This is a genomic window from Sphingobium sp. FW306-1B-F04DB, from assembly GCF_058781925.1.
Map to the genome: position 1 here is coordinate 1 of NZ_JBYSXE010000074.1, position 11,617 is coordinate 11,617.

General features: G+C 66.0%; 15 protein-coding genes. 13 read left to right on the plus strand and 2 right to left on the minus strand.

What is annotated here, in order from left to right:
• The first annotated feature begins 35 nt into the window (after nt 1-35).
• From ruvC to AC3WJD_RS20725, 11 genes are all read left to right on the plus strand, one after another.
• On the plus strand, nt 36-521 hold the full coding sequence (gene ruvC / locus AC3WJD_RS20675) for a crossover junction endodeoxyribonuclease RuvC (RefSeq protein WP_492748659.1): 486 nt from the start codon (nt 36-38) through the stop codon (nt 519-521).
• Nucleotides 522-687: 166 nt separating this feature from the next.
• Entirely contained in the window at nt 688-1,287 is a 600-nt protein-coding gene (gene ruvA, locus AC3WJD_RS20680) for a Holliday junction branch migration protein RuvA (protein WP_492748646.1), read from the plus strand.
• Complete coding sequence (gene ruvB, locus AC3WJD_RS20685; protein ID WP_492748647.1) at nt 1,284-2,312, plus strand: Holliday junction branch migration DNA helicase RuvB; 1,029 nt, start codon at nt 1,284-1,286, stop codon at nt 2,310-2,312. Before ruvA ends, ruvB begins: the two co-directional genes overlap by 4 nt.
• A gap of 190 nt (nt 2,313-2,502) precedes the next feature.
• A complete protein-coding gene (locus AC3WJD_RS20690) occupies nt 2,503-2,949 on the plus strand; it encodes a YbgC/FadM family acyl-CoA thioesterase (protein WP_492748648.1) in 447 nt (148 codons plus the stop codon).
• A 30-nt stretch (nt 2,950-2,979) separates the two neighbouring features.
• Nucleotides 2,980-3,663: a protein TolQ gene (tolQ, locus tag AC3WJD_RS20695; protein WP_492748649.1), complete on the plus strand. Its 684-nt coding sequence runs from the start codon at nt 2,980-2,982 to the stop codon at nt 3,661-3,663.
• Nucleotides 3,663-4,103: a protein TolR gene (gene tolR, locus AC3WJD_RS20700; RefSeq protein WP_492748650.1), complete on the plus strand. Its 441-nt coding sequence runs from the start codon at nt 3,663-3,665 to the stop codon at nt 4,101-4,103. Before tolQ ends, tolR begins: the two co-directional genes overlap by 1 nt.
• Entirely contained in the window at nt 4,103-4,921 is an 819-nt protein-coding gene (locus AC3WJD_RS20705; RefSeq protein WP_492748651.1) for a TonB C-terminal domain-containing protein, read from the plus strand. Before tolR ends, AC3WJD_RS20705 begins: the two co-directional genes overlap by 1 nt.
• Nucleotides 4,918-6,249, plus strand: coding sequence for a Tol-Pal system beta propeller repeat protein TolB (tolB, locus tag AC3WJD_RS20710; RefSeq protein WP_492748652.1), 1,332 nt, complete (start codon nt 4,918-4,920; stop codon nt 6,247-6,249). The genes AC3WJD_RS20705 and tolB overlap by 4 nt, the downstream gene beginning before the upstream one ends.
• 105 nt (nt 6,250-6,354) lie before the next feature.
• Entirely contained in the window at nt 6,355-6,867 is a 513-nt protein-coding gene (gene pal, locus AC3WJD_RS20715) for a peptidoglycan-associated lipoprotein Pal (RefSeq protein WP_492748653.1), read from the plus strand.
• A gap of 241 nt (nt 6,868-7,108) precedes the next feature.
• The gene (locus AC3WJD_RS20720) at nt 7,109-8,014 is read left to right on the plus strand and encodes an SPFH domain-containing protein (RefSeq protein ID WP_492748654.1); all 906 of its coding nucleotides are present in this window, start codon (nt 7,109-7,111) and stop codon (nt 8,012-8,014) included.
• Nucleotides 8,015-8,025: 11 nt separating this feature from the next.
• Entirely contained in the window at nt 8,026-8,241 is a 216-nt protein-coding gene (locus AC3WJD_RS20725) for a type II toxin-antitoxin system antitoxin (protein WP_492748655.1), read from the plus strand.
• A gap of 240 nt (nt 8,242-8,481) precedes the next feature.
• Here the strand turns inward: AC3WJD_RS20725 and AC3WJD_RS20730 are convergent, their stop codons facing one another.
• Complete coding sequence (locus AC3WJD_RS20730; protein ID WP_492748656.1) at nt 8,482-9,282, minus strand: LytR/AlgR family response regulator transcription factor; 801 nt, start codon at nt 9,280-9,282, stop codon at nt 8,482-8,484.
• On the minus strand, nt 9,279-10,373 hold the full coding sequence (locus AC3WJD_RS20735) for a sensor histidine kinase (protein ID WP_492748660.1): 1,095 nt from the start codon (nt 10,371-10,373) through the stop codon (nt 9,279-9,281). The genes AC3WJD_RS20730 and AC3WJD_RS20735 overlap by 4 nt, the downstream gene beginning before the upstream one ends.
• 148 nt (nt 10,374-10,521) lie before the next feature.
• Here AC3WJD_RS20735 and AC3WJD_RS20740 point away from each other — a divergent pair, with 148 nt between their 5' ends.
• Nucleotides 10,522-10,860: a hypothetical protein gene (locus AC3WJD_RS20740; RefSeq protein ID WP_492748657.1), complete on the plus strand. Its 339-nt coding sequence runs from the start codon at nt 10,522-10,524 to the stop codon at nt 10,858-10,860.
• Between the two features lie 57 nt (nt 10,861-10,917).
• On the plus strand, nt 10,918-11,617 hold a 700-nt coding region (locus AC3WJD_RS20745), incomplete at its 3' end, for a PepSY-associated TM helix domain-containing protein (protein ID WP_492748658.1).

Sequence of the window (11,617 nt, forward strand, 5' to 3'; positions counted from 1 at the left end):
ACCCCAACCCCTCCCTCAAGGGAGGGGCTCATAACATGATCATCCTCGGCCTCGACCCCGGCCTCGGCACCACGGGCTGGGGCGTCATCACTTCGGTCGGCAATCGCCTCAGCCATGTCGCCAACGGCCAGGTGAAGACCGACAGCGCCGCTCCTCTCGGAGAACGGCTGGTGGCGCTCGACGCCGCGCTGACCGATATCCTCTTCGAACACCGCCCCGATGGCGCCGCGGTCGAGGAGGTGTTCGTCAACGTCAATCCGCAATCCACATTGAAGCTCGGCCAGGCGCGCGGCGTCTGCCTGCTCGCGGCCGCACGCAGCGGCATCGTCGTGGGCGAATATTCGCCCAGCCTCGTCAAGAAGGCGGTGGTCGGCGTCGGCAAGGCCGAGAAGGCGCAGGTCCACGCGATGGTCGCGCGGCTGCTGCCCGGCGCGAAGATCGCGGGCGCCGACGCCGCCGATGCATTGGCCGTCGCGATCACCCACGCGCACCATATGGCAAGCGCGCACCGCCTGCGCTGACGGCCCCTCGACGTCACCCTGAACTTGATTCAGGGTCCATGAACACGGTCGATGCAGATCCTGGCGATGCCGCGTTCATGGATGCTGAATCAAGTTCAGCATGACGGTGTGAGAGAAACGAACGAAGCCGATTCCCTTTTGCGAGGGAACAGGGTAGGAACAAAATATGATCGCGCGCCTCAGGGGGGAACTCGTCAGCACCGGCATGGACCATGCGGTGATCGACGTCGGCGGTGTCGGCTATCTGGTCGGCGCCTCGTCACGCACATTGGCGGTGCTTGGCCCCGCGGGGGGCGCGGTCACGATCCACACCGAAATGCTGGTGTCCGAGGATTCGATCCGGCTGATGGGCTTCGCGACCGCGGCCGAGCGCGACTGGTTCCGCTTGCTGACTTCGGTGCAGGGCGTCGGCAGCCGCGTCGCGCTCGCGATCCTCTCCGCACTCGACCCCAATGAACTCCACCGCTCGATCGCGAGCGGCGACAAGGCGATGATCGCACGCGCCAACGGCGTCGGCCCCAAGCTCGCACAGCGCATCGCCAACGAACTCAAGGACAAGACGGGCGGCATCGCGCTCGGCCCCGGCGGCGTGGCGGTGGCCGCTCCCGTGGGCAGCCATGCTGCCGACGCGGTCTCGGCGCTCTCCAATCTCGGCTTCAGGCCCGCCGAAGCCTCGAGCGCGGTCGCCGCGGCCGAGGACGAACTCGGTGACGGCGCCAGCCTGGACGCGCTGGTGCGCCTCGCGCTCAAGAAGGCGGCGAAATGACCGACGCCAACCGCCTCATCACCCCTGCCCGCCGCGCCGAGGATGTCGACGCTGCGCTCCGCCCCAAGTCGCTCGAGGAATTCGTCGGGCAGAAGGCGGCGCGCGAGAACCTCCGTGTCTTCATCGAGGCCGCCCGGTCGCGCGGCGACGCGCTCGACCATGTCCTGTTCTTCGGCCCGCCGGGGCTCGGCAAGACCACGCTCGCGCAGATCATCGCGCGCGAGATGGGCGTGGGCTTCCGTTCGACCTCGGGGCCGGTCATCGCCAAGTCGGGCGATCTCGCGGCGCTGCTCACCAATCTCGAGGATGGCGACGTCCTCTTCATCGACGAGATCCACCGGCTCAATCCCGCGGTCGAGGAAGTGCTCTACCCCGCGATGGAGGACCGTGCGCTCGACCTGATGATCGGCGAGGGTCCCTCGGCACGCTCGGTCCGGATCGACCTGCCGCGCTTCACGCTGGTCGGCGCCACGACGCGGCAGGGGCTGCTCACCACCCCCCTGCGCGACCGCTTCGGCATCCCGGTGCGCCTGAACTTCTACACCGTCGACGAACTCGAAAGCGTGGTGCGCCGCGCCGCGCATCTGCTCGATCTCGGCATTGCGCCCGATGGCGCGCGCGAGGTAGCGACGCGTGCGCGCGGCACGCCGCGCATCGCGGGCCGGCTGCTGCGCCGCGTGCGCGACTTCGCCAATGTCGCGGGGGTCGAGACGGTCGACGCGAAGACCGCTGATGCGGCGCTCAACCGGCTCGAGGTCGACAAGCTCGGCCTCGACGCGATGGATCGCCGCTACCTCACCATGATCGCCGACATCTATCGCGGCGGCCCCGTGGGCGTGGAAACCCTCGCCGCAGGGCTCAGCGAACCGCGCGACACGATCGAGGAAGTGATCGAGCCCTATCTGATCCAGTTGGGCCTGATCGCACGCACCGCGCGCGGCCGGATGCTCAACGGGCGCGGCTGGAAGCACCTCGGGCTCAACCCGCCCCCCGAGGCCGGACAGGAGAGCCTGTTCGACGGCTGAGCAAGCCTTCATTGTCATTCCCGCGAAAGCGGGAATCCAGAAGTGGACGGGAAAGCGCAGCGTAGATTGAAGCATCGCCTGGATTCCCGCTTTCGCGGGAATGACACTGGAAGGAACACCGCCCAGTCGTTTCACCCGAGCGTCGAATTGGCTTTGCCCCTGCGGAATCGAGCGGCTAGAGCCTGTCGCCATGTCGAGTATTGACCGTGACAGACCCTATGCCGGCTACTTCGCCGGGCGCGAGCATCGCTTCGCGCTGCGCGTCTATTTCGAGGACACCGACACCGGGCAGATCGTCTATCACGCCAACTATCTGAAATTCATGGAGCGCGCGCGCTCCGACATGCTGCGTGAGGCCGGTATCGATCAGCGCATGGCACTGGATTCGGGTCTGGGCGTTTATGCGGTCACCGATCTCGGCATCAAATATCGGCGTCCCGCGAAGCTGGACGACGATCTGCTGGTGGCGAGCACGGTGGAGGAAGTTCGCGCGGCTTCGTGCCGTATTCATCAGAGAGTCATGCGCGGGGATGAGATACTGGTCGAAGCGGACGTCGTCGCCGCCTTCCTCTCTCCACAAGGGAAGCCCAGGCGACAGCCGCAAGCCTGGGTCGATGCGTTCAAGCGGCTGATATGAAGGGACATTGATACCGCGATGGAATCGATCATGTTGAATATGGATGCCGCCACCCTGTCCCCGGTGGCGCTGTTCATGCAGGCCGACTGGGTGGTCAAGGGCGTGATGCTCGGGCTGCTGTTTGCCAGCATCTGGACCTGGGCGATCATCATCGGCTTCTGGGCAAAGCTCAAGCGACTGAGCAAGGGCTCGGACCGCTTCGAACGCGACTTCTGGAAGGCCGACGATATCGATCGTTTCCACACCGCCACCAGTAATTCCGATCTGCCGAGCGCGAAGGTGTTCGACGCCGGCCTCACCGAATGGCGCCGCTCGACGGGCGGCAACGCGATCGACCGCGACGGCACCCGCGCGCGCCTCGCCACCGCGATGGGCAGCGCGGTCGCGCATCAGATCGACGAGCTGTCGGACCGGCTCAACATCCTCGCCACCGTCGGCGCAGTGGCGCCGTTTGTCGGGCTGTTCGGCACGGTCTGGGGCATCATGCGCAGCTTCACCGCGATCGCCGCCGAGCAGAATTCGAGCCTCGCGGTCGTCGCACCCGGCATTGCCGAGGCGCTGTTCGCAACCGCGATCGGGCTGTTCGCCGCGATCCCCGCGGTGATCGCGTTCAACCGCTTCAGCCACGGCATCAACCGGCTCGAGGCGCGTCTCAACCGTTTTGCCGACGGTTTCCACACCACGCTCAGCCGTGAACTGGAGATGGCCAACTGATGGCGATGGGTCCCCTTCCCTCCCGCGCAGGGCGCGGTCGCCGCGCGCCGATGGCAGAGATCAACGTCACCCCGCTGGTCGACGTGATGCTCGTGCTGCTCATCATCTTCATGGTGACCGCGCCGCTGCTCGTCACCGGCGTGCCCGTGAACCTGCCCGACAGCCGCGCGGGCGCGCTCGAGCCCGACAAGAAGCCGATCCAGATCTCGCTCGACAATGAAGGCCGCGTCTTCGTCGACGATCAGGAGGTGATGGAGGCCGAGCTTCCCACCATCCTCGAATCGAAGCGTCCGGCGGCGGGCAGCGAGGATCCGCAGGTCTTCCTGCGCGCCGATCGCGGGCTCGATTATGGCCGTGTGATGCGCGTGATGGGCGAACTCAACCGTGCGGGTCTCAACAAGGTGTCGCTCGTCACCACCGGCGCGGAGCAGGCCGGCTGATGATGGACCGCGTCGAGAAGGCGGGGGTTGGGATAGCCATTGCCGGCCATGCCGTGCTGTTCGGCCTGTTGTCGGTCGGCTTTCTCGCCACGCCCAATCCCGCCAATCTCAAGCAGAAGCCGATCGAGGTGACGCTGACCGACGAGGTTGCGCTCGAAAGCACTGCGCCCGATCCGATCTCCGAGCCGCCCGCCGCGCTCTCGCCCGAACCTGCTCCGCTCGACATGCCCGCACCCGAGGCGCAGCCCGCACCGCCCGAGCCCGAACCGCTCAAGCGCGCCGAGGCAAAGCCCGCACCGGCGCCCAAGCCCGCCGAGAAGAAGCCGGCAGAGAAGCCGAAGCCCGAAAAGGCCGCGGCCAAGCCCGCGCCCAAGAGCCCCACCAAGCCGCAGGCAACCGCCGAACCGCAACGCAAGAGCCGGCTCAGCCGCGACATCGTCGCGGGTCTGACCGACGCACCCACACAGACCCGCGCGACGGGCACGCCCGCGCAGAAGGCGGGGCCGGCGGTGCAGTCCGCACTCGCCGCCGAGGTGCTGCGCCAGCTGAAGCCGCACTGGACCGCGCCCACCGGCGCCGATGCAGACAAGCTCAAGACGTTTCTCGAGATCACCCTCGCCCGCGACGGCACGGTCACCAATGTCGAGTTTCTGAACCAGACGGGGGTGACCGCCAGCAACCGCGCGCAGGCGCAGCTGCACAAGGAACGCGCGATCAAGGCAGCGCGGCTCGCGTCGCCGTTCAAGCTGCCGCCGCAATATTACGACGCATGGAAAGTTCTCAGCCCGATCGGTTTTGACAAGAGGCTATCACAATGACCCATTTCAAGCTGCTCACCACCGGTTTCGCCGCGGCATTGCTGACCGCCATTCAGCCGGCGGCAGCCCAGCTCAGCGTCGACGTCACCGACGAAAGCGGAAATGATCTCGTCATCGCGATCCCCGCGATGCCGACACCGCAGAGCGCGCAGACCGCGGCGGGCACCACCGATGCGCTCGGCCGGCAGGTCGCAGAGGTCGTCGCCTCGGATCTCCGCAACAGCGGGCTCTTCCGTCCGGTCGGCCCCGGCGGCGTCCGCGCCATCTCCTTCCCCGAGGTGACCGCACCGCAGTTCGATTACTGGCCCGGCACGGGCGCGCAGGCGCTCGTTCAGGGCTTTGTCCGCGCCAATGGCGACGGCAACCTCACCGTGGGCTGCTATCTCTACGACGTTGCGCTGCGCAGCGAGCTGGTGCGGCAGGGCTTCGTCATCCAGCCTTCGGACTGGCGCCGCGCCGCGCACAAATGCGCCGACACCATCTACGCGCGCCTGTCGGGCGAAAGCCCCTTCTTCGACAGCCGCATCGCGTACATCGCCGAGACCGGCCCCAAGGGGAACCGCACCAAGCGCCTCGCGATCATGGATTCGGACGGGGCCAACCACCGCTTCATCACCAACGGCCAGGCGATCGCGCTCACCCCGCGCTTCTCGCCCGACTACAAGCAGATTGTCTATCTCAGCTATCTCAACAGCCGCCCGCGCGTGTTCATCTACGATATCGGCACGGGCAAGCAGCGCCTGGTGTACGAGGCGCCGGGCGCGACGATCGCGCCGCGCTTCTCGCCCGATGGCAGGACGATCCTTTTCTCGATGGCGACGGGCGGCAACACCGACATCTATTCGATCGCCGCGACGGGGGGCAGCCCGCGGCGGCTGACCACCGCACCGGGGATCGACATCGGCGGCAGCTTCTCGCCCGACGGCTCGCAGATCGTGTTCGAGAGCGATCGCTCGGGCAGCCAGCAGCTCTACATCATGAATGCCGACGGCTCGAACCAGCGCCGGATCAGCTTCGGCGGCGGGCGCTATGCGACCCCCGAATGGAGCCCGCGCGGCGACCTGATCGCCTTCACCAAGATGGCGGGCAACTTCCGGGTCGGCGTGATGACGCCCGGCGGCGGCGACGAACGGCTGCTGACCAACAGCTGGCAGGACGAGGCGCCGACCTGGTCGCCCAATGGCCGCGTCATCCAGTTCTTCCGCACCAGTCAGGGCCGCGGCGGCACCTCGAGCGTGTGGCAAGTCGACCTCACCGGGGTGAACGAGCGCAAGATTCCGACGCCCGTCGATGGTTCGGACCCCGCCTGGGGTCCCATTCTTCCCTGATCGAAGGAACCAAAAACCGGGGTTTGGGTTGACCCCGTAATGATTTTGGTCGACCAGAACGCCCGACAGGTGGGCAATTTTTGTTTGTAGTAAAAGGAGAAAGAAATGGCCCGTCTGGGTAGCAAGATCATCCTCGCGGCGAGCCTTGTCGCGCTCGCCGCGTGCGCCAAGAAGGCGCCCGAGCAGCTGCCGCCGCCGCCTGCGGCCGAACAGCCGGCCGAAACCCCCGATTCGGGCGTCGGCACCGCGCCCGTGCCGGGCTCGCAGGCCGATTTCCTCGCCAAGGTCTCGTCGGACAAGATCTATTTCGATCTCGACAAGTACGATGTCGATGCCGAGGATCAGGCGACGCTGTCGAGCCAGGCGCAGTGGCTGCAGCAATATCCGAACGTCCGCGTGACGATCGAGGGCCATGCCGACGAGCGCGGCACGCGCGAATACAACCTCGCGCTCGGCGAGCGCCGCGCCAACGCCGCGAAGAACTATCTCGCGTCGCTGGGCATCGCGGCCTCGCGCATCTCGGTGATCTCGTACGGCAAGGAGCGCCCCGAGGCGCTGGGTTCGGACGAGGCCAGCTGGGCGCGCAACCGTCGCGCGGTGACCGTCACCGTCCAGTAAGCGCATCCGCAAGCGTTGACGAAGGCCGTCGGGGCGATGCCCCGGCGGCCTTTTTCGTTGCGCATCACCCTTCATTGTCATTCCCGCGAATGCGGGAATCCAGGCGATGCCGGACGTGGCCGGTGCGGCTGCAGCACTGTCTGGATTCCCGCTTTCGCGGGAATGACAATGAGAGGTTCGATCTCTCTTGCGTCACCCCTCCTCATGATATAATGATGATATCACAATTATGGAGGACGACATGACCGAGGGGAAATCAGCCGCGTCGCTCAATGCCAGCAGCGAGCGGCCGGCAAGCACGCAGAGCGGCTATCTGATGCTTTTGCTGCTGCTGGTCGCGATCGCGGCGGAGGCCTGGGGATTCATCCAGTTCGCCAGCAACCAGCAGAGCAGCACCGTCGTGACCGTGATGATCGTCGCGGTGCTCGCCTTCATCCTGATCCTGCCGGGCTTCTACCTGATCCAGCCCAACCAGGCCGCGGCGATCCTGCTGTTCGGCGATTATCGTGGCACCGATCGCACCGCGGGGCTACGCTGGGTGCTCCCCTGGCTCACCCGCACCAAGATCTCGGTGCGCGTCCACAACATCACCTCGGACAAATTGAAGGTGAACGACCTGCGCGGCAATCCGATCGAGATCGCCTCCAACGTCGTATGGCGCGTCACCGACTCCGCACAGGCGCTGTTCGACGTCGACGACTACAAGCAGTTCGTCCACATCCAGATCGAGAGCGCGGTCCGCGCGATCGGCTCGCGCTACCCCTATGACGATATCGAGCACAAGGAAGTGACGCTGCGCGGCGATGCCGAGCATGTCAGCGAGGAACTGCGCATCGAGTTGCAGGAGCGCGTGCAGATCGCGGGAGTCACGATCGACGAATGCCGCCTCACGCATCTCGCCTATGCGCAGGAGATCGCGCAGGCGATGCTGCGCCGCCAGCAGGCCGAGGCGGTGATCGCAGCGCGCAAGAAGCTCGTCGAGGGTGCGGTGTCGATGGTCGAGACCGCGCTCGAGCAGCTGAGCGCCAAGAACGTCGTCCACCTCGATGACGAGCGCAAGGCCGCGATGGTTTCCAACCTGATGGTCGTGCTGTGCGGCGAGCGTGACACCCAGCCCGTCGTCAATACCGGCACGCTGTACCAGTAAGGCTCCGGACCTTGGCCGCTCCTCCCAAAAAGGCGTTTCCGCTGCGCCTCGAACCCGCGCTGTTCGCGGCGCTCGAGCGCGCCGCGGCCAGCGACCTCAGGAGCGTCAACGCCCAAATCGAGATATTGCTTCGCGAAGCGCTCGCGCGGCGCGGGGTCAAGGTCGCCGCCCCCGAGCAGCGCCCGCGCGGCAGACCCCCCAGGAAGAGCGAGGACGACGAGGCATGATGGGCCCCTTGACCCGCGCCAGGCACCGGCCCTGGCTCGTCGCCATCAGCGCCGCGCTACTCACCATCGGGATTGCGCTGGCGCTCTCGGCATAGCGCCCCTTCCAACCACGTCGCCCCAGCGAAAGCTGGGGCCTATCAACCAGATCGCGCTTCGTCCTGTGGGAGATGCCAGCTTTCGCTGGCGTGACGTGGTGTGAAATCGGTCGGGCTCCCGCGTCTCACCGGAGCCCGACCGCTATCAGTGCACGAAGCGCGCCACCACGTCGCGGTACGAGCGACTGACCTTCACCTGCGCGCCCGAATCGAGCACGAGGAAGCATTCGCCGTTGGTGTGCGGCTTGACCTGCTTGACGAGGTCGAGATTGACGATCGTCGAGCGGTGGACGCGCTGGAAGCGGCGCGGATCGAGCCGCTTCTCCAGATCCTTCATCGTCTCGCGCAGGATCAGCGTGTTGTCGCCGGTATAGATGCACATGTAATCGCCCGCGGCGTCGATGCGTTCGATCGAATCGACGTCGACGCGGAAGATCTGCCCGCGATCCTTGATGTTGATCAGCTTCTCATAGCGGCTCGACGCGTGCGCCTCATGGCTTTCGCCCATCGACTCCGCAGCCTCGGGCGCCACCTCGGTAAGCACTTCCTTGAGCCTTTCGGCCTCTTCCTGCCCGCGCTTCTCGGCGAGGCGCTGGCGCACGCGCTCGAGCGTGTCAGCAAGCCTTTCGGGCTCGACGGGCTTCATCAGATAGTCGGTCGCCTGCGCCTCGAAGGCGCGGATCGCGTGATCCGAATAGGCGGTCACGAAGACGAAGAGCGGCGGCTCAACCTCCATCATTCCCTGCACGACGGAGAAACCGTCGAAACCGGGCATCTGGATGTCGAGGAACACCAGATCAGGCTTGTTGGTCTTGATCGAGCGGATGGCCTCGCGGCCATTCAGGCAGGTATCGACGATTTCAACATCGTCATGGGCTTCCAGTCTCAGTTGAAGCCCCTGAATCGCAAGGGGTTCATCATCGACCAGAATGGTACGTATCGTCATGCGGCCACTTTCGGCTGTTCTTCCACCAGTAACGGGAACTCGATGACAACGCTGAACCCGCCCGTTGGTTTCGAGCCGGCATCAAAACGATGCTCGGGCCCGAACGCCTGGGCAAGACGGTCGCGTATATTAGCGAGACCCACTCCGGTTGAATAGCTGGGCCTGAGGACCGCCCCGTTCAACCCCGGCCCTGTATCCGACACGGTGATCTGCACCCGATCTCCGGCAAGCCGCGCGTCCACCGAGATGTCCGCACCCTCTTCCTGCGGTGTGACCGCATATTTGATCGCATTCTCGACGAGCGGCTGGAGCAGCAGCGAGGGCAGCCGTGCCTTGGCGACGCGCTCGTCGACCGTGAAATGCGTGCGCAGCCGGTCTTCGAAGCGCATCTTCTCGATCTCGAGATAGAGCTTCAGCGTCTCCACTTCTTGCGCGATCGTCACCTGCGCGGTGGGCTCGTTGGCAAGCGTGTAGCGCAGGAAGGAAGAGAGGCGCGACAGCATCGCATTAGCGCGCTCGGTTTGCTTCAGGAGCACCAGCGTCGAGATCGAATTGAGCGTGTTGAACAGGAAATGCGGGTTGAGCTGGTAGCGCAGCATCGCGAGCTGCGCCGCGCTCGCCTGACTGTCGAGCTTGACGAGCTGGTCGGCCTGTTCCTCGACGATCAGGTAGAAATTGATCGCGTAATAGAGCGAGGACCACGCCGCGAGGATGGTAAGGTCGAGGAACAGGTAGCCGACGACAAGGTTGGTCGCGAGCGGCGTCGGCCGGTTGATCGTCGAGAACACCCAGGCGTCGATCGTCGCATAGAGCAATGTGCCGATCACCACCGCGCCCACCGACACGCCCCATGTGACGAGCCGCGGCCGGTCGATCACGAGGCGGAAGACCACGGCGAGGATCAGCGTCAGCGAATAGCCCGTCACCACATGGATCAACAGCGGCACCAGCGATTCCAGCGGCAGGCCGTTGGAATAGCTCGAGATCGCGCGCAGCACGAGATAGCCCGCCCAGCCGCCCGACTGCAGGTTCCAGAACGCCCGGTTCTTGTCGTCGAAGAACGGCTTTTCGATCAGGCCAACGCGCGCCATGCACCCGCAATATGCGATTGCGCGGCCTTCGGGAAGCCGTTGCGTCGACAGCATTTCGGGCGCATAGCCCCGCGCCATGCAGGCGATCCGCGCACGGATGACGGGAGAGAACAGGGCGTTCGCGCTCTGGATCGTCGCGAGCGCGCTGATGCTGCGCATGCTCGTCCCCGCGGGCTGGATGCCGAGCACCAGTGCCGGTGGCGCAATGCGGATCACGCTGTGCACCGGCCAGGGCATGGTCGAGGCATGGGTCGCCAGGGACGGTACGCTCCACGACAAGGCGCCGCAGAAATCAGAGCCCAAGACCGATCAGCCCTGTTCCTTTGCGGGGCTCGGCATGGCGCTGGCCGATGCGCCCGCGATCGCGCTCGATGCGCCCGTCCACTTCGTCGCACCCGTCATCATCGCCATTCCAGCCGCGGTCGCGATCGGACAAGGGCTCGCCGCGCCGCCGCCCCCCGCGATCGGACCACCCGCCACCCTCTGAGCCCCCTTCGCGCCCGATTTTCCGGGTCGCCGCCGTTTGTTCAGAGGAATTTCAATCATGACGCCGCTTATCCGCGCGCTTTCGGGCGCGTCGTTCATCATTTTCGCCGCCATCGCGACCCCCGCGCTCTATCGAGCCGTGTGGCGCTGGCATTTCTATGCCGGGCTGATCGTGCTGCCCGTGCTCGCCTGGATGGCGGTGACGGGCGCGCTCTATCTCTACAAGCCCGAGGCGGTCGGGCAACAGACCAAGGGCCGTGTCACGCGCATCGCGCGCCCCGCCGATGACGAGCAAAGCTGGCGGATGACCGTCCAACGCCCGGACGGCACGCGCCGCATGCTGTTCGTCGATCCCGCGCTTGGCCTCGTCATGGGCGATGTGCCCGATGGCGGGGTGATGAAGACCGTCAAGGACCTCCACAGCCTGATCATCACGGGGCCCATCGGCAATACGCTCGTCGAGATCGTGGCCGGCTGGACGATCCTGCTTTGCCTCACAGGCTTCTATCTGTGGTGGCCGCGCAAGGGCCAAAAGGTGCTGGCGCTGCGCGGGCGCCCGCAGGGGCGCCTGTTCTGGCGCGATCTCCACGCCTCGACCGGAGCGATCGCGGGCGCGGTGATCCTGTTCCTCGCGACCACGGGCATGCCGTGGTCAGGCATATGGGGCGAGGCGCTTCAGTCCGCCGTCACACGCGCCGGCGGCGGGCGCCCGGCCGTCCCCGGCCCCACCCCTGCCGACCATGGCGAACACCATGCCC